This window comes from Ruegeria sp. BE9 (genome assembly GCF_056538765.1).
Genome location: NZ_JBQFTS010000001.1, coordinates 1,326,389 through 1,350,847, shown reverse-complemented (window position 1 = coordinate 1,350,847; position 24,459 = coordinate 1,326,389). Strand labels below are relative to the sequence as shown.

19 protein-coding genes are annotated in these 24,459 nt (G+C 53.8%); 9 read left to right on the top strand and 10 right to left on the bottom strand.

All coding sequences use genetic code 11. From position 1 onward, the window contains the following. Positions 1-342 precede the first annotated feature (342 nt). The 4 genes from ACR0EO_RS06540 to ACR0EO_RS06525 form a co-directional block, all read right to left on the bottom strand. On the bottom strand, positions 343-1,419 hold the full coding sequence (locus ACR0EO_RS06540; RefSeq protein ID WP_480688154.1) for a PLP-dependent cysteine synthase family protein: 1,077 nt from the start codon (positions 1,417-1,419) through the stop codon (positions 343-345). A gap of 574 nt (positions 1,420-1,993) precedes the next feature. Further along, positions 1,994-3,223, bottom strand: coding sequence for a serine/threonine transporter SstT (gene sstT, locus ACR0EO_RS06535; protein ID WP_480688152.1), 1,230 nt, complete (start codon positions 3,221-3,223; stop codon positions 1,994-1,996). A gap of 349 nt (positions 3,224-3,572) precedes the next feature. Then, a complete protein-coding gene (locus ACR0EO_RS06530; RefSeq protein WP_480688150.1) occupies positions 3,573-4,097 on the bottom strand; it encodes a hypothetical protein in 525 nt (174 codons plus the stop codon). A 63-nt stretch (positions 4,098-4,160) separates the two neighbouring features. Next, positions 4,161-5,882, bottom strand: coding sequence for an adenylate/guanylate cyclase domain-containing protein (locus ACR0EO_RS06525; protein WP_480688148.1), 1,722 nt, complete (start codon positions 5,880-5,882; stop codon positions 4,161-4,163). Positions 5,883-6,158: 276 nt separating this feature from the next. On the opposite strand from ACR0EO_RS06525, the gene ACR0EO_RS06520 reads away from it, so the two are divergent. The 8 genes from ACR0EO_RS06520 (at position 6,159) to ACR0EO_RS06485 (ending at position 14,920) form a co-directional block, all read left to right on the top strand. Then, positions 6,159-7,691 (top strand): cryptochrome/photolyase family protein, encoded by a 1,533-nt coding sequence (locus ACR0EO_RS06520; RefSeq protein ID WP_480688146.1) that lies wholly within the window; start codon positions 6,159-6,161, stop codon positions 7,689-7,691. Positions 7,692-8,056: 365 nt separating this feature from the next. Continuing rightward, positions 8,057-8,653, top strand: coding sequence for a hypothetical protein (locus ACR0EO_RS06515; protein ID WP_480688144.1), 597 nt, complete (start codon positions 8,057-8,059; stop codon positions 8,651-8,653). Between the two features lie 2 nt (positions 8,654-8,655). After that, on the top strand, positions 8,656-9,942 hold the full coding sequence (locus ACR0EO_RS06510) for a hypothetical protein (protein WP_480688142.1): 1,287 nt from the start codon (positions 8,656-8,658) through the stop codon (positions 9,940-9,942). Positions 9,943-9,959: 17 nt separating this feature from the next. Continuing rightward, the gene (locus ACR0EO_RS06505) at positions 9,960-11,210 is read left to right on the top strand and encodes a hypothetical protein (protein ID WP_480688140.1); all 1,251 of its coding nucleotides are present in this window, start codon (positions 9,960-9,962) and stop codon (positions 11,208-11,210) included. Next, entirely contained in the window at positions 11,197-12,099 is a 903-nt protein-coding gene (locus tag ACR0EO_RS06500) for an OmpA family protein (RefSeq protein WP_480688138.1), read from the top strand. Before ACR0EO_RS06505 ends, ACR0EO_RS06500 begins: the two co-directional genes overlap by 14 nt. 17 nt (positions 12,100-12,116) lie before the next feature. Continuing rightward, positions 12,117-12,941, top strand: coding sequence for a hypothetical protein (locus ACR0EO_RS06495; RefSeq protein WP_480688136.1), 825 nt, complete (start codon positions 12,117-12,119; stop codon positions 12,939-12,941). A 357-nt stretch (positions 12,942-13,298) separates the two neighbouring features. Continuing rightward, positions 13,299-14,159 (top strand): hypothetical protein, encoded by an 861-nt coding sequence (locus ACR0EO_RS06490; RefSeq protein ID WP_480688134.1) that lies wholly within the window; start codon positions 13,299-13,301, stop codon positions 14,157-14,159. Next, positions 14,156-14,920: a hypothetical protein gene (locus tag ACR0EO_RS06485; protein WP_480688132.1), complete on the top strand. Its 765-nt coding sequence runs from the start codon at positions 14,156-14,158 to the stop codon at positions 14,918-14,920. The genes ACR0EO_RS06490 and ACR0EO_RS06485 overlap by 4 nt, the downstream gene beginning before the upstream one ends. Positions 14,921-15,015: 95 nt before the next feature. Here ACR0EO_RS06485 and ACR0EO_RS06480 read toward each other — a convergent pair whose 3' ends face one another. From ACR0EO_RS06480 to ACR0EO_RS06460, 5 genes are all read right to left on the bottom strand, one after another. Then, a complete protein-coding gene (locus ACR0EO_RS06480) occupies positions 15,016-15,966 on the bottom strand; it encodes a hypothetical protein (protein ID WP_480688130.1) in 951 nt (316 codons plus the stop codon). A gap of 111 nt (positions 15,967-16,077) precedes the next feature. After that, positions 16,078-17,361 carry a histidinol dehydrogenase gene (gene hisD / locus ACR0EO_RS06475; RefSeq protein WP_480688128.1) on the bottom strand — a complete coding sequence of 428 codons (1,284 nt, stop codon included), beginning with the start codon at positions 17,359-17,361 and terminating at the stop codon, positions 16,078-16,080. Continuing rightward, entirely contained in the window at positions 17,358-18,050 is a 693-nt protein-coding gene (cuyB, locus tag ACR0EO_RS06470; protein ID WP_480688126.1) for a cysteate racemase, read from the bottom strand. The genes hisD and cuyB overlap by 4 nt, the downstream gene beginning before the upstream one ends. Before the next feature lie 14 nt (positions 18,051-18,064). After that, positions 18,065-19,078, bottom strand: a complete 1,014-nt coding sequence (gene cuyA, locus ACR0EO_RS06465; protein WP_480688124.1) for a D-cysteate sulfo-lyase — start codon at positions 19,076-19,078, stop codon at positions 18,065-18,067. Positions 19,079-19,157: 79 nt separating this feature from the next. Continuing rightward, positions 19,158-21,593 carry a GcvT family protein gene (locus tag ACR0EO_RS06460; protein ID WP_480688122.1) on the bottom strand — a complete coding sequence of 812 codons (2,436 nt, stop codon included), beginning with the start codon at positions 21,591-21,593 and terminating at the stop codon, positions 19,158-19,160. 193 nt (positions 21,594-21,786) lie between these two features. Between ACR0EO_RS06460 and ACR0EO_RS06455 the strand changes: the two genes are divergently transcribed. Further along, on the top strand, positions 21,787-23,310 hold the full coding sequence (locus ACR0EO_RS06455; protein ID WP_480688120.1) for a trimethylamine methyltransferase family protein: 1,524 nt from the start codon (positions 21,787-21,789) through the stop codon (positions 23,308-23,310). Positions 23,311-23,317: 7 nt separating this feature from the next. On the opposite strand, the gene ACR0EO_RS06450 is transcribed toward ACR0EO_RS06455, so the two are convergent. Further along, entirely contained in the window at positions 23,318-24,292 is a 975-nt protein-coding gene (locus tag ACR0EO_RS06450; protein ID WP_480688118.1) for a LysR family transcriptional regulator, read from the bottom strand. Between the last annotated feature and the right edge of the window lie 167 nt (positions 24,293-24,459).

Below are 24,459 nucleotides of genomic sequence, written 5' to 3'. Positions count from 1 at the left end.
TCTTTGTTGTCTCGCTACCCTAGAGCCAGAAAAGCTCCACAGTCGGTGAGAGCATCCGGGGCTAGATGCGAATTCTGACTCACGTGCGTGACAGCGATGCAGCGACGAACCGCAGCCATGTGCGTCAGGGCCAAAAGTTTCCATTGGTCGAACTGTATCCCATACCGACCAATACGCCCACGAACCTCGTATCTCGCCATTCTTATCGACTGGCGAGATACGCTTTCCATCAAATGGGCGGTCTAGCTGTCAGTTTGGGGCTGAGGCGCAATCGGCAAACACTGATGCCATCCCCCCCGCAAGGTAACAGCCGAACAATCAAAGCAGTGTGTTAGATCACTGCTACTCAGCAACCATTTGCGCAGACGGTGTGGACATTGAAATTGCCAGTTCCTCGTCCGTCATTTCCTCTTCTATTCCTTCAAAAAGAGGCGTCGAAAGATAGCGTTCTCCGGTGTCCGGCAGCATTACCAACATGACGGAACCATCAGGTGCCTCTTGTGCGATTTTCATGGCAACCGCAAAAGTCGAGCCGCCGGATATTCCCGTGAAAATCCCTTCCTCAGCGGCGAGGCGGCGGGACCATTCAATTCCTTCGCTACCTGGGATTGGGATCAATTCGTCATAGTAGGAGTGATCTATAGCCTCTTGCAGAACCCAAGGGATGAAGTCCGGTGTCCAGCCTTGGATGGGATGGGGCTCAAAGTTCGGGTGGCTCTCGGTTGGTTGATGTGTGTCGTTTCGGGTGTTTACGTAGCCTGAACCTACGATTGCAGCGTTCGCTGGTTCCGTCAGAACAATTTTGGTATCTGGTCGCTCTTTACGCAGAACTCGGGCCACGCCCGAGACGGTTCCGCCCGTACCATATCCAGTGACCCAATAGTCCAGCCGCTCTCCGTTGAAGTCGCCAAGGATTTCCTGAGCGGTTGTGTTTTCGTGAATGTCGGCATTGGCTGCTGTTTCGAATTGACTGGCCAGGAACCATCCGTTTTCTTCGGCCAGTTCTTTAGCCTTGGTATACATGCCAAAGCCCTTCTGAGCCCGCGGCGTCAATACAACCTTGGCGCCCAGAAAACGCATCAGCTTCCTGCGTTCCACTGAAAAACTATCCGCCATGGTAACCACAAGAGGGTACCCTTTGGCTGCGCACACCATCGCCAGGCCTATCCCGGTGTTGCCCGATGTCGCCTCGACAACGGTTTGACCAGGCTTAAGTCGACCTTCTCGCTCAGCGGCTTCAATAATGTTCAACGCCAATCGATCTTTGACAGAGCCAGCAGGGTTAAAGGCTTCAAACTTAACGTAAACCTTCACATGCGGCGGCGCGATCCTGGCAACGCGTATGCAGGGTGTGTCGCCCACCGTATCAAGAACGCTTTCGAATAGGCGTCCACGCCCATTTGTGTTTCTGATTGCCATGACATCCTCCCAGTTCTGTATCCTCGGAGCCTGCCACAGATCGGGTAGAAATGACATGTGTGTCATTATGTTCGCGTTTCACAAGTGGACGAACCGGTAGTGCAGTGATCATCAGATCGGCAAGAAATGAACTTCGTATTGCAAATAGCCTTGGTTTTGCGAGCGCGAGTAAATGACGGTCGAAAGAGCACAATAAGCCGTGGGCCTAAACTTTCGACAAAACCAATGGACTGTTCGGAAATCCCTTGGTCCAACCCATCAATCGCCAAACCAAAGATTAACCTCGCCGCTCAAAACGATCGCATTCTGCTCACTTTAAACAGAGTACCCTTCAGGGTGTGCTGTTGTCGGACCGTAAGTGAGGAATTACCAGGGGGCTTTGATCAGAGAGCCTTCTGGAGGAGAAATTATTCCCGTGTCCCAACACTCCAGTCGATCGGGCTGGCTTGCTTCACGGACTGACCACAAAAAATATGGGAAGCGCCGGCTGGCAGCGCTTCCCACAACTATAGGTAACTTTAAAGACGGAAACTCGGTCCATCATCTAAACGATTAGGTTGACCCATGTAGCGTTTTAAGCGGGAACCTCTTCCATAGGCAGTTTGCGAGGATAAGGAGCGCCTTCTTTGTAAGAACCCGCCGCAGTGAACAGAACGTCGGTTGACGAGTTTAGCCCAGTTTCAGCAGAATCCTGCAGAACCCCAACAATGAAGCCAATGCTAACCACCTGCATGGCCGTTGCATTGTCGATCCCAAAGAGGCTTGCGGCCATCGGGATCAACAGCAGCGATCCGCCTGCTACTCCTGAGGCACCGGTCGCGGCGATAGCAGCGATGACGCTCAGCAGAAGGGCTGAGAGGAAATCAACCTCTATACCCATGGTGTGAACAGCGGCCAGTGTCATGACTGTAATGGTTATGGCAGCGCCCGCCATGTTGATTGTCGCCCCGATCGGAATGGTGACTGAATAGGTCTCCTCATCCAAATTCATCCGGCGGCAAAGCTCCATGTTTACCGGGATGTTGGCGGCAGAACTCCGCATGAAGAATGCAGTGATGCCGGATTCTTTGAGGCAGGTGAACACCAGCGGGTAGGGGTTCTGCCGGATGCGCAGGAATACGATCAACGGGTTAACTACAAGCGCCATGAACGCCATACAGCCAATGAGTAGAGCCAACAGGTTGGCATAGCCGACAAGTGTTCCAAAACCGGTCTCAGCAATGGTCGAGGCAACGATGCCGAAAATACCAATGGGTGCGACGCGGATAATGGCCGAGACAATTTTCGTGATCCCGTTATCCAAATCCTGCATGAAGGTTTTAGTCGTGTCACTCGCATGGCGGAAAACAAGCCCAAGGCCAACGGCCCAAGCGAGAATGCCAATGTAGTTGGCTTGCGCCAGTGCATTCACCGGGTTGTCTACAATTTTCAACAAAATGTTCTTCACAACCTCAGCCAGCCCGTCAGGGGCATCCATCACTTGAGGTGTTCCTGTCAGTTGCAGTGTGACCGGAAACATGAAGCTTGCGGCAACGGCGACCAACGCGGCGGCAAACGTTCCAAGGACGTAAAGAAGAACGACTGGACCCATACGGGCCTGGCTGTCCTTTTTGTGGTTCGCGATCGCTGCGCAAACAAGGATCAACACCAGTATTGGTGCGACAGCTTTTAACGCATCGACAAAGAAATCTCCCAGCAAACCCATAGCCATTCCGGCTTGGGGCCAAACGGCAGCGAGAAGGATACCAGCGATAAGCCCGATAATGATCTGTGTAACCAGGCTACTTTTTAGAATGAAACTCATCGGGACCATCCTGTTTGTTGTGGGCCTTGCTGGTAACTGGAACACCCGCCAAGGCACAGTGATAATTAACAGATTGGCGGCTATATGGGCGCTTAGAGAGCAATTGTAACCTTTGTGACCAGCTCAACCGGGTAGGGAGCATCATCAAGCGCGCCAATTCGCAGTTGCTTGGCAATCTTCTGGGCAAGAGCGTTCAAACACAAAATTGACGTTAAATGGCGTCAGGGCTTGGATAAAATTTGAATTTGGGGAATTTGACATCTTCCCCAACGTCAACTTCTGGCACCAAGTAATTTTTTTCGAGAAAATTCAAAGTTTTTTTGCGTTTCCAGAGAAACCAGAGGTTTGGCTACTGTGAATCTGCGGCACAAGTTCGGATTTTGGGCGCTTCTGTGGACACGCGCGTTAGACTCCATATGCATGTCTGAACTGTTAGGCCGGGAATATTCGGCACCTGTTCAGACGCCCAGACGCTTGTGACCGATAGGCTGAACGGCGACGCGCTGGTGGATGCAGGAAAAAACCGCGCCAGCTCTTTCGATGGAAAGGTACCACCGCAAGCTTCGAAATAGCCGCTTATCAGAACACCATCCGACGAAAGGGCAATTGACCCAGAGTACAATGAGAACTCGGCTCCAAGTTCTTGGCTATCGGTATAGCGCAGGTCAATATTGATACGCTCGCCATCCTGAACGATCCCAGCACGCATAGGATCGGACCAGGTAGATGGAACTCCAGCGGTTGTGCTGTCGCAGGCGTACCGGCCTTCGTATTCACCGGTCAGCGAAAAGCTTTCTGCAGAGGCTGAAGCTGCAAATTGTCCCAAGCCAAGGGTCGTCACTGCAAAAAATCCGAAAACAACATTCTTAGTCATGAATTGCCTCCCTATAGTCTTTCACCTCAGTCAGCGTTCAGAATATCGGTCCGAAGGTCCTTATTAGGCGGGCAGCCCCATAGTTTTTAGATCAGCTGCCAGCCCGTCTGGATAATTGGAACTCCGGTACAATCGAGAACTGACGTACTTAGAAATCGAAAAATGCGGGTCGATCTGTCGGATTTCTGAGGCGACGCGCTCCAATTGCTTAGTCTGATGAGCCCGTTGAAACGCACTGGCCAGAACGATCCGTGACTCCAGATCTTGATCATTCAAACGCGTTGTTTCTTCGGCCGTGGTGATGGCGTCGTCTACTTCATTCAGTGCCAGTAAGGTCGCCGAAAGAATATTCCTAAAGAAAGGAGGGTTAAGGGGGTGGAACCGCATTGCCAAACAGATGTGATGCTTGGCTTCTTCGTGTTCGTCACAGTGGTGCAGAACGTTTGCAAAAAATGCGTTGGCGTTGGCGCAGCCCGGTCGAACCGTTGTTGCATCGCGACCTGCTGAAAGAGCGGCGTCGTAGTCACGCCGCATCAGATGCACATGGCTTAATACGGTCAGGGCTTGCCCATCTTCGTCCTGTTTGGAAGCGGCCATTTCAGCCCATTGCACAGCTTGCTCTTGGGCATAAGGAACATCCTTGGCCCAACCTTTTTGCAATTCGTACCAATAGCACATCGCTGCCTGCATCGGGCCAAGCGCCGATTGCGGTTCCATTTGCGAAACCTTCTCGAAGTAGCCGCGCGCGATCAGCATGTCGTCTGGGTTCATGCGATAGAACGTGTCGACGCCCTTGTAGAAAAGCTCGAGCGCTTTGAACGACCGCAGAGACTTGTGCCAGATTTTCGCCTGCTCGCCAGCAACAAGCGCGACATCCATCTCAACCAGAACTTTGGCAGCGATTTCATCTTGGAGGGCAAAACCGTCCTCTAGATCGCGGTCAAACTGTTCGGTCCAAACGATCTCACCGGTGGCAGTGGTGATGAGGACCGCAGTGACGCGCACTCGGTCTCCGGCAACGCGCATAGTGCATTGAAGAGCGTAACGCACACCTAACGCCGGTCCTGCTTCCTCTGGCGTTGCCCCACGGAATTGGTCGGCAGCCCCCATTGCTATGATGAAAACACCTAGCACTTGGGTTAACGCGCTTTGGACATCTGCGCGAAGGCCTTCCGCGAAAATCTCGTGGTCAGGATCCTTAGACAGGTTGCGAAATGGCAAAATCACCACGGACGGTTTTTCGGGTTCAGCGAGATCATACTTTGCGAGCCGTTGAGGCACGGCAAAATGGCATCGCCACTCCCAAACGTGGATCGGATGCAGAATGTTTTTGAATTCCTGGGCGCCGAGGTCGTCAAACCGGACATCCAACTGATCCCGGACTTGCTGGTAGACGTCATCCGAGACGACAATGCAGCCGGTCTGAGCCATCGGCTCAAGTCGGGCAGCGATGTTGACACAGTCGCCGTAGACGTCGTCGCCCTCAACAATGACTTGGCCGTGGTGGATGCCAACGCGGAATTTCAAAAGGGCTGCGTCGTCGGACCTTGCGCGGCGTTGCCAATCCAAGGCACAGCGAACGGCGTCGATCGCGCTGTCGAACTCGACCAGAAACCCGTCACCTGTCCGTTTGAAGACACGCCCGGAATGCTTGTCGACGCATGGTAAAACGATTTCGGTTTCGCAAGCTTTGAGGAGCTCCAACGTACCGGCATCATCGTCGTGCATGAGGGCTGAATACCCCACGACATCCGCTACCAAAATCGTCGCGACTTTACGCTTCATGTCACTCGCCACTACAGAATTAACGCTTCTGCTTCAGGTCTTTGGCCGTTCAACCACCTATGGGATAGGCTATTGACCTTTAAAGGGTAGGGTAATCAATCGCACTGAAACTTCAACGAAATTTACCGATACTGCGGTGGGTGGACTGAGTGCTGCACCTGTACCGGCCTGAACTTGCTGCTCCGAAGGTGTTTACAAGCTTTCCCCGCAATACGGCCGATTGCCTATTTCGATTTACCGATAGTCTTTTGATCGAAAGAACCTACCCTCTCGGTCATGAAAGCACCTGACCATAAACCGCTTGCCCCAAAATTAATCGTTGTTTTGGGAGACCAGCTGACAAAGAACAACGCCGCTATGCGTTTAGGTGATCCTGAATGCGATACGGTGCTGATGGCCGAAGTCATGGACGAGGCGTGTTACGTACCGCATCACAAAAAGAAGATTGCCTTTGTCTTTTCTGCGATGCGCCACTTCGCCGAGGAATTAGTCAATAGCGGGTGGAAAGTTCGATATGTGCGTTTGGATGATCCAAACAACACCAACAGCTTAGCTACAGAAATTGCCCGTGCGCGGCGTGAGCTGAAAATCGAAAGTTCGGTTGTGACCGAGCCTGGTGAATATCGATTGGCGAATGAATTTGCTCAATGTGAAAGATTAGAGGTTCTTGCCGATGATCGCTTTCTGACCAGCCATCAGGAATTCAAAGACTGGGCCGAAGGCCGTAAGCAGTTACGGATGGAGTATTTCTATCGCGAGATGCGCCGAAAGACCGGGCTTTTGATGAACGGGGGGGAGCCGGAAGGGGGGCGTTGGAATTTTGATGCTGAGAACCGTAAGCCGGCTCAACCCGATTTCTTCATGCCACGACCGATGCAAATTGAGCCTGACGATATAACAAACGGTGTTTTGCGGCTTGTAGAGGATAGGTTTGGAGGCAATTTCGGCACACTCCGTCCCTTCTGGTACGCAGTTACCCGTGAAGACGCACAAGGGGCGTTAGAGCATTTTGTCGACGCCGCCTTGCCGCAGTTTGGTGACTACCAGGATGCGATGCTGTCTGATGAACCTTTCCTGTACCATTCAGTTCTAGCACAGTACTTAAATGCCGGGCTTCTTTCGCCACTCGAAATCTGCAGACGCGTCGAGAGGGCGTATTACGAAGGGCACGTGCCCTTGAACGCAGCTGAAGGATATATTCGGCAAATTATCGGGTGGCGTGAGTTTGTGCGCGGCATCTATTGGCTGCAAATGCCCGGCTATACACAGGAAAACTACTTTGCCGCGAAACGCCCTCTACCTGCATTCTATTGGACTGCAGAAACGGACATGGCGTGTGTGGCTGCAGCAATTGAACAAACACGTGACGAGGCATACGCCCATCATATTCAGAGGTTGATGATAACCGGTAACTTTGCCTTGTTGGCGGGTATAGATCCTGCCGAGGTACATGAATGGTACCTGGCGGTTTATGCGGATGCTTATGAGTGGGTCGAAGCACCAAATGTTATAGGCATGAGCCAGTTTGCCGACGGTGGCCTTCTGGGATCAAAACCCTATGCGGCGAGTGGGAATTACATCAACAAAATGTCGAACCACTGTGCGTCTTGTCGCTATGACGTGAAACAGAAAACCGGTGACGCCGCGTGTCCTTTCAATCCGCTCTATTGGGACTTTCTGGTGCGAAACGCTGACAAGCTACGTACCAATCCGCGCCTTGGTAACGTCTACAGAACGTGGGACCGCATGAGCGAAGCCAAGCAACGTGAATACTTGGACAGCGCTCAAGAGGTGCTGGCGCGTCTTTAGGTTTGGAGCCCCTGAGTGCTTCTCGCAGTTGGCCGAGCTAGTGTTTCGCGGCACTCTGAACACGGCTGAATGGTGCTGGGATTACTGGCTGAACGTCGAAATTTCGTTTTGAATTTCGACGAGATCAGTCCGCTTCTTTTATGCCCGATCTTTAACGGCGTTTCGATCGGATTGAGCGCGCATTCTGTGCCTTCAATAAACCCTTTGCCTGACGGCTGTGTCTCAACAGCAAGCATCTCGAATTGCTGTCAATAAACATCGACGTGAACTCCGAAAATTAACCTTTTGTTAACCCCTGTTTTTTAGCGGTCGACCGTTGGTGCATTGCGCCAAAACGACTGCAGAAAAACTGCTGAGTACTGGGTGTGGGTAAATGGAAGTCGAATATATTTGGAGGTGCCGCTTTGCAGGGGCTGTTTAGTAATGCCGGAAATCGGTTGGTTCGTTTGGGGGTCAGCTCGGCGCTGGTGGTAACGTTGGTTGGATGCGCAGGCATGACGACCGAGCAAAAAGCACTTGCGTGCGGCGGCGCCGTTGTTGGCGGAGCTCTTTTGGGTGCGCATCTGGCTGGTGGCGAAGGTGCGGCAGTCGGCGTGGCACTCGGCAGCGCGGCGTGTGGCGTGATCCTGCATATCGCTGATGAAAAAGATCAGGCGCGGATCGCAGCGGCCCAAAGGCAAGCGGCATTGTCAAACCGTTCCAGCAAAAAAAGCTTCACCACGCAGTCGGGAAAGAAAGCAACGGTTACAACTAAGGTTGAACAGCGTCCCAAGCCTAAGAAGCTGAGCGAAAGCCTGTTCTCTGCAGTTCCGGCTTCGGCGTCCAGCAGTGAGAAACCCAAACAAGAGTACTGCCGCTACGTGAGCCAGACGGTCACCGTTGAAGGGCAGAGCGCCAATTTGGGCGGGCAGATGTGGTGCTCGACCGACGGTGATTTCAAACCATACAAAGGAGGGCTGTAATCATGGACGGTCAACTTCACAGCACCGATTCAGCCTATCTTTCAATGGACCTTTCTCAGGAAGGTAAAGCCGGTTCGGAACTTTTACAGTCGGCAGAAGAAGAGGCGCGCAAATCCAAGATTGTCCTGACCGATATCGTAGGCGCTGTGCCAGCCTATCTTACGCCAGCGATGGCGAACTGGTTTCAGTTGCAAATCATGGCAAACCGTCGGGCCGCGCTAGATGAGATCGATGCCAAGTTCGGCGAGGCCGAGCACACTGTGCATGGTGAGCCTCTGTTTTACGAGCGCCGACGCAACGAAGCCGAGGACAAACGTGTCCGTGACAAACGGGAAGCGCTGGCAAACTGTCGCGAGCAGAACAAGGTTCTGTTTGAAAAGATCGACAGTTCAAAAAGCGACCTAGCAGTCAAGAATAGCCGTTTTGAAACTCTGCGAAACAAACACAAGCGGGAGCCGAAATCCCCTAAAGCGATCTTGTATCTGATTGGGATTCTGTTGATTGCGCTGGCCGAGTTGGCAATCAACTACGAGTCTTTCCTGGCCATCGAATACTTTTCTCAGGCAATCGCTCTGGGAACCTCGCTTGTCGTCGCTGCCGCGATCGCAGGATCTGCGCATGGGTTCGGTACTATGATGTGCCAGTTCCGCTATCGGTTCGACCCGGCGCGCCGGGACGACGAGATCAGTTCGGGATGGATGATGCTAAGCCTTAGCTTAACCGCGTTGAGCATCGCCTTGGCGGCTGTTTGGTGGGGGCGCGTCATTTATTTTGACGAGCTGATGCGCGAAGTTCTGGTGACTGGCGGAAGCGCCGCAAGCCCTATGCGCGTGATCGGTGGCTCAATGCTCGGCAACGTGCTGGTGTGGATCCTTGGCGTTTTGTTGGCCTATTTCACACATGATCCAGATCCCAACTTTCCTGCGCGAGCGGAAGAGCTTCGCAAAGAGGAAAAGCAGTATAACGCTTTGAAAAAACGTGCTGAAAAAGAAACCCAGCGCGCGTTTCAGCAGGCTGATGCAGCGCTGGAGAACCAGCTTGAGGATATCACCAGTCGAAATGAATCCATGTCTTCGATCCCCGAGCACAAAGAAGCGCGTGAAATGTTGCGACTGGTTCAGGCTCAGGATCAGAAGGTGCTGGGTTTGTTGATGAACTATCGTGAAGCTCTGGTTCAGCGGCTCGGCGACAAAAGCGTTCTACAAAAGCCGTTGGAGCGGAGTGACGAGAACGCGAAGATTTCGCGAGAGGAATACTCTGCACTTGCCCTCCAAATGAAATACCTGTGACCACCATGACTTTGAAAATGATTAATAAAATCACCCTCGCTTTTGCGATTTGTGCTGGCGGTGTGGCAAGCGCAGCACCTTACACAAACGAAGAATACTGCGCATACGAAGGGTTGCCGGACGCGTTGCGTCAAACTGTGCTAATCATTGATGGGGCAGTAATCGCCCCTGAAGCGCCCGAGGCGGGTGCCTCAGAGGAGAACCAGGATTGGCGGCAGTTCGCGGTGTCTTACCTGGACGCCTCTAATACGACGTCGCAGAAGAACCTGGCCCCTCGTGAGCGTGTCACAGTTGTGGCCACCAACGTTGCAGGGTCAGGGTCAAAAGCGCTGGTATCTGGTTGCGTCCCTGTCTTTTCTTCAGAGGAAAGGTCAACTCTGCAGGCGCAGTCTTCTTGGTTGGCGAGGTTCTTTGGCAAAGACTGGGCCAGCGACTGGAAGTCCAATGCCAAGGAATTTAGGCGCCAATCTGTTTTCAAGCTGGTGGATGAAGCTCGCGGGCTGGGAGCACAGAAGAGTCCGGCAGTAGCCTTCCGGGAGTCTGGACTAGTATCGTCGCTCAAGCGTGGAGCAATTGTTGACGTAAAGGACGGTGTGCCGCGAGTGGTTCTTTTCACGGACCTCTCGAAATACGAGTTCCCAGAGGGCGATCTTGAAACAGTGCGCCGACTGGGCTTTGCCGACGGTGAGAAGGCCGGTATCGATTTTGACCGCGCCGAACTTCATATCGTCTCGCGGGGGGCAGGTGCATCGGATGAAGCGGCTGCTTATTTAGACGCGTTCTTTCTGAGTTCTTCTGCTCAGGTTGCCAGCTACAGCGACTCGTCGGGTCAAATCTCAACGACACTGCAGCCATCGAAGGTCGAGTTCTATCAAGGCGTCTGGCAGATCGGTGGCTTTGGTAAGTTCCCTGTGCGCATGCGTCTTGCGACTGACCGAAACGGAAGCTTGGTTCATTCGTGGATCGAAGAAAACCGAGAGGGTCAACGTCCTGTGCCAATCTCAGGATCGCTGACGTGTTCAGCGGGTGGAAGCTGCGACTACATCGGTGATTCAAAGTTCGCCCAATCATACAGTGTGTCCTCGGGTTCGGATCCTGAATGTGGTCAGCACATGCCTTTCCTTGGCTACAGAAGCCTGAACATGACAGTGGGGCAGGATGTCGTTGCTGGCGAGATCAGCGATCAGACATGCTACACCAATGAACAGGAAAACCAGGGCGAAGCCTTCAAACTGGACTTGAGAAAGATCCCAGATGGCCTTTGGTGATTTTCGCTTTAAGCTGGCTGTCGCATTCGCGGCGGCCAGTGTCATTTGTGGTAGCAGTGCGCAAGCACAGCAAACGCTGTGTGATGACAGCAATTCGACTGATGCCCCTTGCACGGTAGAGGCCTGGCAGACCGTGGAAATTGAGCACAATTTCCGTTTGCAACGGTTGCAACGTTTGTCAGAAGGACAGGCGGGTTTTGACTATTCCGCCGCAACTATGCCGAGGGATATGCATGGGATTGCCGATTTCCCAGCCGATATTCCTGTTTTGCGAGTTGTCGCCAAATCAGATGTCTTTTTCGATACAGGAAGCACAGAAATTCGAGAAGAAGCGCTGCCGTTTCTGGACATCATTGCTGAAAACCTTCGGTTGGAGCCGCCGGACGTGGCGTTGTTCATCGGGGGGCATACGGATTGGCGCGGGTCTGCGGAATTCAATATGGAGCTTGGACAAAAACGTGCCCAAAGCGTAGCCGAAGCTCTGGTGCGGCGCGGGATTTATCAAGCTCGTATTTTCGCTGTTTCCTTTGGCGAGCATATGCCAATTGCAGACAACGACACTCCGGCAGGCGAAGCACGAAACCGCCGTGTTGAGTTTCTTTTCGGCGCACGCCAGCAGGCAGTGGTCACTGTGTTGGAGCAACAGGCAACTTTGCTGTGCCCGAGGTCGGAATGCGGAACCGAACTCAAATTTGTCGCTCAGGAGGTTATTGTCCCGTTAGAGCATCGGAAAAAGGTTCTGGAACTCGCTGCGCGGTACAAGTCTGTATCTCTGGATACCAACCTTTCAGCTGAAGAACTTGCTCAGAAAAAGCAGGTGATTGAGTTGGAAAGAAAGAGTATCCCGGTCGTGCTTGAGCGCAAACGTATCTACATCGAACTTAACTGAGAAAGTTGGGTTCTAACTTGATACGGCACCTGACCGCAGTCTGCCTCGCAGCATCTGTTCTTTCGACCAATCCTGTTGCGGCCGAAACGGCAGACAATCCCAAGATGCCTCCTGAACTTGAACGTTGTCGCACAGCGTTTGATGACGGGGGGTCTGAACTCACGAAAGGAATTCTGTTCGACGGTGAGTTGTTGTGTGTCTACGGCACGATAACTGCGTCAAACGCACAAGCAATTGTCGAACGTAACCAGTCTTTGCGGATATCAACGATTGTGGTGCAGTCGTACGGAGGGGATGTTGCTTCGTGGCTGCTGGCAGCAGAGAGTTTTTCAGATGGCATCGATTTGTTGGTCGTTGACGGGTTCTGCTTTTCCAGCTGCGCGAACTACTTTGCGCCCTTGGCCAAAAGAATTCTGGCTGTTCCGGGTTCGCTAATGGTTTGGCATGGAGGTCCGAACCGCTGGGATGACGCCGAAAAATACGGTGCGGTTACAGACCAGGACCGCCAAAACTATGCGGAGTTGAGCCAGCGCACTGAGGCCTTTTTCAAGCGTCATGGAATAAGCCCCGGAATTTTGCGGGTATCTGGTCAACCACTAAGCGCCTGGTCCTCAAGGCAATTGGCTCTGATGGGACTAAGTGAACGAACGTTGGCTGGCTACGCGTTTTCGCCTGAGCGATTGACGGACTGCTTTGGATTTTCATCCGTCAATGACCTTTGGCATCCAGGGGGGAACATAAAGGTCATGCGTCTCAGCAAAGATATTTCAGAGAGATTTGCTGTGGCCGAGACACCAAAACAGTTCTTTTCCTGTGATTTCCCACCGGATGATGAATTCTGAGGTGCGAGCCGCAATTATGGCGACGGCTAAGCCTCGAAGCAGGTTCGCATCAAAGTATGTTTGGTGTCTCAGAACTGTATTTCAGTTTCATCGAAACGGTCGTCGGTTGGTAGTCTTGCGAGTTTCGGCAGTCTTTGCCTCTTCGCTCTTCTTAGGCATTGCAAACAACTGTCAGAACTATGTTCGCGGGTAGGACGCCATGGAGTTGAACTCAGGCGAAGTTGGTTAGACCGAGTGGGAACAGAACTGGTCTCGGGTCTTTCTTGGCCAAGCGGTTATTTTCTGTACAAAATTTTTGTGGCGCAATCGGTGTAAACGGTTACCTTGGGGTACATGATCGGACAGGGGTGGTCTCGGATGGCATCGTCTCGACTAAACAAGGGATTGCTGATCGGCGCTCTATTCGCCGTATTGCCGGGGTGTGGAAGTAACGCCCAAGATCAAGGTGCTGGCGTTGACACAGCGGTTCAGGCAGATACCTCAGTGAGTTCTTCCGCGGCTTCCTTGAGTGGTATTGATCCTGCCGATTACGCCGGGCGTTTCCAGGTCAAGTTCAGTAAGGAGGTACCTCTGCGCGATGTGCCTGTACCCTTTACGGTTTATGGTGGGCTCGAAGAAGCCAGCCCGACACGATTGCGGCTTAAGGCTTTTATGGATTTACGCGGATTGCAGGAAAAGGCCCCAGAAATACTGACGGGGCCATTGGAGGAAAGTTGCAAGCGGCAAATCTATCTTGAGATCCGCGACGTGACCGCCATCGGCGACACCGTGAGAGTGGAAGGGTCCGCCCGTGCGCAATTCACGAGGTGCAACCGGCAGGAAGAGGCGGGCTTCCAGTATTTTGGTGCGACGGTGGATGCGGTCGCCATTGGTAAAGCAGAGGTCGTGGGCCAGTGTCTGACTTTCAGCATAGAAGGTGTGGACCTTAGTCCACGAGGTTTCATTGGCGCGGTTTCAAACCTCTTCGGTCTGACGCGCCGCATCAATGAGGCAGTTCTCGAGAAGGGTGGAGAGTTCTTGGCCGAAAACCCGGTATGTCCACCATTGCCTGAGGAATTCTCGGTTCTTGATCCCTATTACGAATCCGGTGGGACACGTGAAATAGCGCCCGGTGGGATGGGAGCCGCCATCGTCGGATCCGCCGATGTGAGTGCCGCGACCTTGGTCAAATTGCTTAGCGGCCTCAAAGAGCTTGGCGTGTTGGAGTTTGCCCAATGAGACAATGGTCTGCGATCCCTGTCATGGTGGCTCTTGCCTTGTGCGCGAACGCGTCAATTGCACAAGAGGTCGAATTCAACTTTGATGCGACAGTCCCCATTCGTGATACAGAGTTGCCTTACAAGCTCGATCTGAACCTTAGCGCGGTGGCGCCGACTCGGGTAGGAGTGGATGCTCTGCTCGATCTTCGCGAAATACAAAAGATCGTGCCAAAGCAGTTGGCCAATAATGCCATAATCGACAATTGCGGCCTGCAGGTATGGCTCGATGGCTTGAGCTTTGTTGCCGAGGGTGAGGCGATTGGTTTGGACGGAGCATTGACCGTTAACACCTTTGAATGCAGTCGCACCAGCGAACGAGATTTTAGGCGTGGTGATCAGAAAAATACAATTTCTGCCAACATGTCTACCGAGGCAACCGTCGAATTGCGCGACAATTGCGCTTATTTCAAACTTCTTGATCTCGACCTCACAGCCCCAGAAGCAAACCGAGAACAGCTTCTTGAAGATGATACGTTGGAGACTGTGAAGGAACTGATGTTGGCTGCGGTAGATCTCGTGCTAAAGGAAAGTCCGCTTTGCCCTCAGTTGCCACCAGGACTAGCGTCTTTGGACCCGAAATACGACAAGGGCGGTCCTCGTGAAATCGAAGACGGAGGGCTGGGAGTTATCTTGCAGGGGTCTGTTGATGTCAGCCCATCGACCATTCTGGATATCCTGACAGTACTTCAGCAGCAGGAATTGATCCCCGGCCGGCCTTGAAGGTCACGTCAATTCGAAACTCAGCCCGGTCTCGGTAAGCCAAAACGAGCGTGGTTCGCCTTCAGCAGCGTTCGAAATATCGGAAAGGCACAATGTTACTTAGGGCCGTCAGTACTTAGCGGTGGTGCTGGTATCATCTCATCCAGGATCGAACCGGCCTGATAGCCCAATAGGTCGACTTCCATTCGTGCTGCATCGCCAAATGCCCATGCCCCAACGGTTCGCTGCATTATCATGTACCCAACATGATCGGCCAGCGCGTCGTTGCCATGTGCGTTCTCAGCAAACATTACTTGCCCCGCTGCGACCTTTCCGGGCATTACTCTTTGAAGGTACAATAGAACGACATTGACGTCCTCCACGCTTGAGCCGCCGTGGTGCACGACAAACATCCTGTCCCAATCGTCGGGATGCATTGCGGAACGGGCGTCAGAAACGGCCTTGTGCAGAGCAGTCAATTCAGCGCGTGCGGCTTCACGCATATTACTTACCCAAATGGCGCGCGTTTCGTTGATTACCTTGGAAACGGCTTCGCGGGTGATTTCTCCTTGCTGAAGTGCATTTTGGGCAAAGGAGCGTGCCTGATCCAACATTTCTCTTTGACTGGCGACCGTGTCTTTGGGCAATCCTAGGTCATCAATCTCCGCAAGGAGGCTATCTATCTCGTCGACAATGCTTGAAAAGTCTTGCTTCCAGCGTGCATCGGCAGTGTCGCCGTCTGGCCAGGGGGTGACGGCACCAATGATTGCCAAGAGAACATGAGTAGTGGCTTTAAGGTGCTGATAACGCGGAGCGCTTCGTGAATACGTTGCCTCTCCGTCTTCTGAAATGACTGTAACGTCGCGGGCAATCACCATGATAGGCCGCGTGTCTGTGGTCAGTGCGTCCTGCCCTTTGTGAAAAATCGAGAGCATCGCGTGATTGAAAGTGTCCAAGACGTTCTCGGCATCACTTTGATCAGCCATTGTCTTCGTCGAAGAGAGCGTAAGGGCCACGGTCAACGCAGCGGCGAAGTTGAAGCTGCGCCGCATCGGAAATTTCTGCATGATGCACATCCTCTGAACTGAGTTCGTCTGTCCATCATACACGGTAGATGCCTTTGGGGCGAACGCGGCGCCCCAAATCCAGCAGGATCAGAGGGGTAGGGCGTGCTGCACCTAAGTTGTTAGCGCAGATTGGGCCAGTCGCAATTCCGCCGCACGGGCGTGCCCTTCCATCCCTTCCATGCGGCTGATCCTAGCGGTACGTTTTGCCAACTCGTTCGAGGCCTCAGCGTTACTTCGCTGCCAAGTGACCGTCTTTGTGAACTTGTGCACGGACAGACCGCCCGTATAGCGCGCAGCTCCGCTGGTGGGCAGGACGTGGTTTGGTCCTGAGGTTTTATCGCCAAACGAAACGGTGGTTTCCCTGCCCAAAAACAAGGAGCCGTAGGAAGTCAAACGCTCTAACCACCAATCCAGATCTTCGGCCTGCACTTGTAGGTGTTCGGGCGCGTAGCTGTCACTGACTTGGGCTGCTTCTTCACGGCTATCGCACAAGATAACCTCGGCACGTTCAGCCCACGAATGGCGTGCAGCTGATTGATTGGGTTCCGGCAATTGATCGATCAGGCCCTGCACCCGATGCATAACGCCTTGTGCAAGTTCTTTGCTGGTTGTGACCAGCCAGACTGGGCTGTCAGCTCCGTGCTCTGCTTGACTTACTAAGTCCCATGCAACGGTTTCGACCTCGGCATAGTGATCAGCGATAACCAGAGAGTCTGTCGGCCCTGCAAACATGTCGATGCCGACCGAGCCGAACAGCATCCGTTTGGCTTCAGCAACATAAGAGTTGCCGGGACCAACCAAAATGTCTGCTGGGGTGGCGCCAAATAGACCTTGCGCCATGGCAGCAATTGCCTGAACGCCACCGAGGTTTAGGATCAGGTCTGCACCGCACAGGTCCATTGCATAGACGATTGCGTCCGGAATCCCCGTTTCGGGCCGGGTTGGGGACACGGCAGTTATGTGTTTAACCCCCGCGACCTTTGCGGTGGTGATCGTCATCAAGGCGCTCGCAATATGGCTATAGCGCCCGCCGGGCACATAGCACCCTGCGCTTGTGACCGGGATCTGTTTTTGGCCTGCGATCAGGCCTGGAATAACTTCGATCTCACATTCACCCATTGTCGCCTTTTGGGCCTCTGCGAAACGGCGGATGTTGGAATGAGCGAACTGAATGTCCTCTTTCAGCTCTTGAGGAACGCGCGCGCAGGCAGCCTTTCGGTCCTTCTCCGACAGCACAATGTCGCCAGTCCAGCCGTCCAGTTGTTGGGCATAGCGTCGAACGGCATCCTCGCCGTCTCGTTTTACGTTGGTCAACATGACCGAGACTATGTCTTGGATGTCGTTGTTTTCGGCATCAGGGCGGGGGGCGGCTTTTTTCAGGTAAGTAATCGTCATTGGGTCAATCCAATTGCGGTGTGGTCATGGATCGCGGTGGTCAGAACGTCGACTGTATCGATAACTGGCACTGTCGCGACCAAATCAGGTGTCATGAGGGAGAATTCTGAACAGGCAATAAGCAGGAGGTCAGCACCGTTCTCTACCAACTCTGTTGCCGCACCCGTCAGAATATCCAACGCGTGTTGTGTCATTCCATTGGCTTTGATCATCTTGATGGCACTCAGCAAACTGTCGGTATCTTCTGGCCAAATCGCTGATAGCCCTGCGGCTGTCAGTGGCGCGTCAAAAACGCCGGCCAGTTTAACTGCAGGCGAGGCAAGAATGCCCACATTGGAACCTTTCGGCAGCGATTGCCGAGCCTTGAGTGCCGAGAGCTGCACCATGTCAAGGAATGGTATGGGCACGGCATCGGCAATGAACGGCGCGTAGTGGTGTGCCGTGTTACATGGCATGGCCAGCGCCGTGGCCCCTGCAGCCTGAAGCCGTTTGGCCATGCTCGCAAGAACAGGGCCGGGGTTGTCTCCGTGTCCCTCAATCAAATGCGCAATGCGGGATGGAACCTGCGGGTTCATGTCGATGAGCAGCGGGATGTGGTCGGCGTCGTCGTGCGCCTCAACCTGTTGCAACACTCGCTGCTGCAACAGGATGGTGGCCTCGGGCCCCATGCCGCCAAGAACTCCGACCACTCGACGCACCATGATTACAGGTTTACCCAGCGGTTGCTGTTGTCAAAGGCAAAGTCGTAGCCGCCCAGCGCGGCTGCGCCGCCTGTATGAAGAAAGACGACGCGTTCGTCCTTGAATTCCCCTTTGCGGGCCAAGTCGATCAAACCTGCAGCGCCTTTCGCGGAATAGCAGGGATCCAACAAAATGCCTTCGAGTTCTGCAAACATGCGGATAGCTTCGATACCGCTTTCGGTTGGCAGGCCATAGCCTTCTCCAACGTAATCTGTGTTTGCCATCACGTCTTCGCGCGTTACCACTCCGGGGCAGCCCAGTTTTTCAGCAGTACGGCAAGCCAGATCATAGACCATCTGTTCTTGTTTCGGTTGGGGTGCACGCGTGCCGATCCCCAGTACAGGAATTTGGGCATTCATCGCGCACAAACCCGTCACCAGCCCGGCCTGTGTTCCGGACGATCCGGTGGCGTGCACCACTCGGTCGATCTTTAGCCCCGCGTCATTGGCCTGCGACAGCAGTTCGAACGCGCAGTTCACATAGCCAAGCGCGCCTGTCGGGTTCGAGCCGCCACCGGGGATGACATAAACCTTGTGCCCCTTGGCGCGCATCTTTTCTGCTGCGCGCTCCATCTCGGCTGGCATGTCATGACCGCCCGGGAATTTCTCGGTCGTGGCACCGTGTAGGTGGTCCAGAAGAACGTTGCCGTTGGTGTTATAATTACCATCTTGATAGCCAGTCCGGTCCTCTAACAAGATATGGCACTTCAGTCCCAGTTTGGCAGCGAAGGCGGCTGTTTGACGGCCATGGTTGGTTTGGGTCGCGCCTTGAGTCATCACCATATCGGCACCTTGTTCCACGGCCTCGGCCATCAGGAACTCAAGCTTTCGGGTTTTGTTGCCGCCGGTGGACATACCGGTGCAATCATCACGCTTGATCCATAGCTCGACACCCAGTTCGTCAGAAAGGCGCTTCATTGGCTCCAACGGTGTGGACAAGTGGGCAAGGTGCAATCGGGGAAAGCGGGCGAGGTGCATTATTGGATCCTTGTTTTTTGGAAAGTCGGTCTGTCGGAAGCATGGGGCTAGTTAGGAGGAAACATAGCCCACGTTTGTTTCAACCGCGCATTAGATTATGGTCAGGGTCGTAAGGCGATGACGCGATGACCTCCGCGTCCACCAAATCCCCAAACATGTTGAGCTTCATTTTACTGCCTTCATCGGCGAGCGATGGATCGACGAAGGCATAAGCCAAGTTCATTCCGACCCGGTGCCCCCAATCGCCAGACGTAATCGTTCCAACCACAGTATCATCCTGCATCAGAGACGCCCCGCCATGAGCAGGCGCATGAGAAGCGTCGATCTTGAGCGTGATCAACTGCTTTCGTTGTCCCTCGGCCTGACGCTGTAGTAGTGCGTCTTTGCCGATGAAGTCGCCTTTGTCGAGTTTCACGAAACGGTCCAAACCGGTTTCATAGGGGTCAAATTCTGTAAGGATATCGGCCTTCCAATGCAGGAAGCCCTTTTCCATACGCATCGATTCAACTGCGCGGGCGCCAAACAGCCTTAATCCATGCGTCTCGCCCGCTTTGCGCAAGGCCAGATATGCAGCGTACAGCGACGCGTTGGGGACGTGGATTTCGTAGGCTAGTTCGCCTGAGAAACTGACACCCATTACGGTGGCAGGAGAAAACCCGATAAAACACTCACGCACAGAGAGCCAAGGGAAGGCCTCTTTCGACCAGTCGCCGCGCGAACAGGCGGAAAGCACATCACGCGCTTTTGGTCCGGCCAATACCAGAATGGTCTGATCATTGGTCATTGAGCGGATCTGAACGTCTTCGTCCTTGCGGATATGCTGAGTCAGCCAATCCATATCGTGGAATTCGCTTGCCGCTGCAGAGCCGTACCAAACCCGTTCTGGCCCACGGTCTGAAGCGGGGAGGTTGGCGACCGTTGCTTCGGCTTTGACCATGCCATGATGGTTCAGCAAGTACCCGAGGCCCACTCGACCGTCGCGTTTGGTGACGGTGCCGCAGAACATGCGAGCAAGAAAACTGTGGCGATCCGCACCAGTGATCTCGAACCGGTTAAAGCCGTTGACTTCGCACAGACCAACGTTCTGTTGAATGTTCTTCACATCCCCGGCGATGATGTCGAATGCTTCGTCGAAAGTGAAGCTAAGCGTGGGGTGGAAATCGGGCGAGGGCTTGATGTAGTCCATCCGCTCCCATCCGTTGACCACGGTAAACTCTGCACCTTCGGCGGCCAGGATCGGGGTCAAAGGGGTTGTCTTTGCCGGACGTCCTGCTGGGCGATGCTCGTGGGGGAAATGGAACCGGAACTCGTTCTGGTAATCCTCGATAGCTTTGAGCGAGGTCAGTTCGACATTAGTGTGTCCAGTAAAGCGACGAGGGTCGAGGCACCACGTGTCGTAGCAGGCTTCGCCGTGCACGATCTGCTGCGCCAGAAGCCAACCGTGCCCTCCACCTTCTCCAAGGCCTGCGCGCAGACCGATGATACAGAAGGCATTTCGCTTGCCGGGGATTGGTCCAACCAATGGCGCGCCGTCGATCGTATAGGTGATCGGCCCGTTTACGATGGACCGGATGCCCGTTTCCTCTAGCGCCGGCATTCGTTCAAAGGCCCCGGCCAAAACGTCCATGACGCGTTCCAGATCATCCGGACACAAAGCGTTCACAAAGTTCGGGTCGATGCCATCCATACCCCAGGTCTTACAGTCCTGTTCGTAGAAGCCGACCAAGAGACCGCCTTTTTCCTGTCGGCTGTAGTAATCGCTGATCGGGCAACGCAGCAAAGGCATCCGATGACCGGCTTCGGCGATACCGGGAATGTCCTCAGTCAGGAAGTACTGGTGCTCCATCGAAGCGACGGGGTGGTGAACGCCCATCATCGCGCCGACTTCGTTCACCCGATATCCGCAGGCGTTGACGACGATGTCACAATCAATATCGCCATGTTCAGTGTGAACGGTCCAGGTGTCATCCTTGTGCTGGGTCAGCGCGGTAACCGGCGTATTGCGATACACCTCAGCCCCGGCCTTGCGGGAGTGATAGGCCAGTGCCTGACACAGCTGAGCGGGATCGATGTCGCCATCCAGAGGATCCCATAATCCGCCTAGCAGATTGGTAGTCGAGATCAGTGGGTGACGGCGGGCACATTCTTCGGCGTCGATCACCTCAAAGTCGACGTCCATTCCTCGGGCCATCGACGCAAAGTGGCGATAGCCCTGCATCTGCGCTTCGGTGTTGGCAAGTCGGATGCCGCCATCGGCGTGGTGGTAGTTGATTGGGTACTCAGGATTTTCCGAGAGCTCTTTGTACAGGTTGATCGAATGCGTTTTCAGACCGACCATCGTTTGGTTCATGCCAAAGTTCGTCACCTGCGCCGCGGAGTGCCATGTGGTTCCGCTGGTCAATTCGTTGCGCTCGACCAGTACCACGTCGCTCCATCCCTCCTGAGTGAGATGATAAAGCGTCGAACAGCCGGCAATGCCGCCACCGATAACAACAACCTTTGTGCGAGATTTCATGACAAGAGCGCCTCCGAGACTATTGGCTACAGATACGCTTGCAGATTGCCTTCCAGCGCAATCGTGCAGAGCCAGTTTTTCAAAAAATCGAAATTAGAGTTTAATAATTTCGGATTTTTGAACGAACATGTTGAACAACGCTCCACTAACCCCCTTGGATTGCACCCAAAATCCCTGCGTCAAAGGACTTGGAATGGCTGGACAGCGTGGAAAACGAGGTGGACGTCGAGAGCGTCTGGCGCAGCGAGCGGCAAAACCAGCAATGGACCCATGCCCTCCAGGGCAAATTGGCGGTGCCTATAAACCTCTGAGCGAAGGCGATCTACGCCGCATCTTCGATACAGCGCTAGACTTGTTGGAGAAGCTGGGTATTGGCGAGGTGCCGGACAGATTACGAACCGACCTTCTGGCCATCGGTGCAACCGACAACGGCAAAGGGCGAGTGCTGTTTCCGCCCGCTCTGGTCGAAGAGGCAATTGATCAGGCAGCAAAGACTTTTATCCTGCATGGCCGCGACCCTTCACGATCGATCGAAGTAGGCGGAAACAAGGTGCATTTCGGAACGGGTGGAGCTGCGGTTCAAACGCTTGATATGGACAGCGGGCTCTATCGGTCTTCAACACTGCAGGACTTACACGACTTTACCCGGCTTCAGGACACGCTGGCCAATGTTAGTTGGTTCACGCGTTGCTGCGTGGCCACCGATGTGCCGGATAATTTCGACTTGGATGTAAACACCGTTTTTGCGCTGCTCAAAAACACAACCAAGCCAACGGCGACTTCGTTTACCCTTGCTGAGTATGTCGCTCCAATTGTTGAGATGTTGGATATCGCCGCAGGAGGCCCTGGAGAGTTCTCAAAACGACCGTTCATGAAGGCGCATATCAGCCCAATGATTTCACCCATGCGCTACGGTGAGGATGCCGTGGATGTGGTCTATGAGTGCATTAAGCACAACATCCCGATATCTTGTATTACCGCCGCTCAGGCGGGGGCTACCGCACCCGCAACGTTGGCCGGGTTCCTGGCGCAGTCCTTGGCCGAAACCTTGGCGGCGCTTTTGATGGTGCATGCCATTCAGCCCGGCTATCCGATGGTCTTCTCGAACTGGCCGCTTGTGATTGACCTGCGTACCGGAGCATTTTCCGGTGGCAGCGGAGAAACGGCCGTCCTGAACGCGGCTTCGGCCCAGCTTTCGAACTGGCTCGGCCTGCCGTCCGGCGTTGCTTGTTCGATGACCGACGCCAAGGCGATCGACGCGCAATACGGAATGGAAAAGGGCATAACCTCAATGGCAGCGGCGCTTGCGGGGGGCAACCTGATCTATGAAAGCTCAGGCATGACCGCGTCGCTTCTGGGGGCCAGTTTCGAGGCCTTTATGCTGGACGACGAAATGCACTCCAACACTTACCGCGCATTGCGAGGGATAGAGGTTACGGATGAGAATCTTGGTTTCGAGGCCATCTGCGATGCGGTTTTGGGCGACGGCCATTTTCTGGGTGGACAGCACACCTATGCAGCGATGGAACGGGACTACTTTTACCCTACGCTAGCGGATCGCGATGAACCTCGGACGTGGGCTGAAAACGGGGCTTTGGATGCCTGGTCGCGCGCCAAGAACCGTGCTCGCGAGATCCTTAGTGAACACAAGCCGACCTATCTTACCTCAGAGCAAGAAAAGGAAATCCGATCCAGATTCAATATCCTGTTGTGCTGAGCTCGGTTTAGTCCACCAGTTTGAAGCTGTTTATGAGCCACGGCGCTTGTTCGTGCAGCGACGAAATAGCGTGTTCATGAAGGAGTTCGCGCATCTTGCTGTCAATCAGTTCCAATACGGATCTGGAGCAGTCAGGTGTGGCGACAATTGCCAAAGTTCGGGCAAAGCTTTTGCTCGGAAAACGGTGCATTTTGAGCTTGGACTCAAACCGCTTAGCGCGTGAGAACAAAAGAGGCGTCGTGATGGTCCAGCCAGCCCCGGCGGCGACCATTGCCATTAGCGTCTGATTGTTACTGCATTCAAAGTTGGAGGGGGCAGAAAACCCTAAACGCCGCATCTGGGATTCAATCTGTCGGGCGATGATCAGATTACTGGAAAAGCGGAGAAACGGTAACTTTGTGCGTCCCTCGACAACATCAGCCAAGGATTGCTCGCTAAAGCGGGGCAGGACAACAACGAACGGATCACGCAGCAATGGACGGTCTTGGAGGTCACGCATCCTATCATCCGGGGTAGTCGTGATGCCCAGATCAAGATGCCGGTTCCGCAGCATTTCTATTATCGCGTGACTAGAGTCCGTTTGGTACATGAAGTCACATGAAGGCATGACACCAGACAGGAAAACGGCCAGTTCCGGGATGATGTCGCTGACAAAATCCTCAATCGTGCCGACCCTTAGATAGCTTGCCTCCGCGATGCTGCCAGCCGAAGCCTCTGCCTTGGCCTTGCGAATGGCGTATAATGCATCGTCAATATTCCGCAGAAAAACCTGACCTTTGGGGGTCAACACCATTGGTCGACGAGAGTGGTTGAACAGCTCAACACCGAGGTGATCTTCTAGATTGCGCAGGTGATGAGAGACAGTACTGATGGTCAGGCCGGTTTCCTCGGAGGCGGCCTGAAGCGAACCTTTATGTGCACAGATCTGAAAGAGCTCCAGCCACTTAAGGCTGAGGTCTTTGGGTGCGGAGTGGCGAGGCATCTAGTCTTTCTTTTCCCGGGTTTGGTAAAAGGTATTCCCACTTTATGAGAATATTAGTTCTAGATTATCTGAGTAATGAGCTGAGTTCCAAACGTTTTTTTGGAACCGACTAGGTGCTGTGTAAAGTGCCCCAGCAGGATAGTAGCCCGTTCCCAAAACGCGTTCAC

Coding starts and splice junctions, on each gene's coding strand:
- hisD (WP_480688128.1), bottom strand. CDS start 17,361: ATGACGATTACTTACCTGAAAAAAGCCGCCCCCCGCCCTGATGCCGAA.
- ACR0EO_RS06485 (WP_480688132.1), top strand. CDS start 14,156: ATGAGACAATGGTCTGCGATCCCTGTCATGGTGGCTCTTGCCTTGTGC.
- ACR0EO_RS06480 (WP_480688130.1), bottom strand. CDS start 15,966: ATGCAGAAATTTCCGATGCGGCGCAGCTTCAACTTCGCCGCTGCGTTG.
- ACR0EO_RS06460 (WP_480688122.1), bottom strand. CDS start 21,593: ATGAAATCTCGCACAAAGGTTGTTGTTATCGGTGGCGGCATTGCCGGC.
- ACR0EO_RS06455 (WP_480688120.1), top strand. CDS start 21,787: ATGGCTGGACAGCGTGGAAAACGAGGTGGACGTCGAGAGCGTCTGGCG.
- ACR0EO_RS06500 (WP_480688138.1), top strand. CDS start 11,197: ATGGCCTTTGGTGATTTTCGCTTTAAGCTGGCTGTCGCATTCGCGGCG.
- sstT (WP_480688152.1), bottom strand. CDS start 3,223: ATGAGTTTCATTCTAAAAAGTAGCCTGGTTACACAGATCATTATCGGG.
- ACR0EO_RS06520 (WP_480688146.1), top strand. CDS start 6,159: ATGAAAGCACCTGACCATAAACCGCTTGCCCCAAAATTAATCGTTGTT.
- ACR0EO_RS06530 (WP_480688150.1), bottom strand. CDS start 4,097: ATGACTAAGAATGTTGTTTTCGGATTTTTTGCAGTGACGACCCTTGGC.
- ACR0EO_RS06525 (WP_480688148.1), bottom strand. CDS start 5,882: ATGAAGCGTAAAGTCGCGACGATTTTGGTAGCGGATGTCGTGGGGTAT.
- ACR0EO_RS06510 (WP_480688142.1), top strand. CDS start 8,656: ATGGACGGTCAACTTCACAGCACCGATTCAGCCTATCTTTCAATGGAC.
- ACR0EO_RS06490 (WP_480688134.1), top strand. CDS start 13,299: ATGGCATCGTCTCGACTAAACAAGGGATTGCTGATCGGCGCTCTATTC.
- ACR0EO_RS06505 (WP_480688140.1), top strand. CDS start 9,960: ATGATTAATAAAATCACCCTCGCTTTTGCGATTTGTGCTGGCGGTGTG.
- ACR0EO_RS06540 (WP_480688154.1), bottom strand. CDS start 1,419: ATGGCAATCAGAAACACAAATGGGCGTGGACGCCTATTCGAAAGCGTT.
- cuyA (WP_480688124.1), bottom strand. CDS start 19,078: ATGCACCTCGCCCGCTTTCCCCGATTGCACCTTGCCCACTTGTCCACA.
- ACR0EO_RS06450 (WP_480688118.1), bottom strand. CDS start 24,292: ATGCCTCGCCACTCCGCACCCAAAGACCTCAGCCTTAAGTGGCTGGAG.